This window comes from Bradyrhizobium sp. Ken51 (assembly GCF_055807435.1).
This window is the reverse complement of sequence record NZ_JBVVPB010000149.1, coordinates 1-350: the sequence shown is the minus strand read 5'-3', so window position 1 is coordinate 350 and position 350 is coordinate 1. Positions and strand designations below refer to the sequence as shown.

1 protein-coding gene is annotated in these 350 nt (G+C 65.1%); it reads left to right on the top strand.

All coding sequences use genetic code 11. The annotated features are described in order from the left end of the window. Positions 1-350 (top strand): chemotaxis protein CheW (locus tag AC0L27_RS41250; protein ID WP_473323858.1); only part of this gene is annotated, 350 nt, incomplete at both ends.

Below are 350 nucleotides of genomic sequence, written 5' to 3'. Positions count from 1 at the left end.
GGCTCCTCCGTCACCATCAAGATCCCGCTGACGCTCGCCATCGTCTCCGCGCTGATCGTGGAAGCCGCCGGCGACCGCTTTGCGATCCCGCAGCTCTCGGTGGTCGAGCTGGTGCGTGCCCGCGCCAACTCGGAGCACCGCATCGAGCGCATCAAGGACACCGCGGTGCTCCGGCTGCGCAACAAGCTGCTGCCGCTGATCCACCTCAAGAAGCTGCTCAAGATCGACGACGGCGCCGTCTCCGATCCCGAGAACGGCTTCATCGTGGTGACCCAGGTCGGCAGCCAGACCTTCGGCATCGTCGTCGACGGCGTGTTCCACACCGAAGAAATCGTGGTCAAGCCGATGTC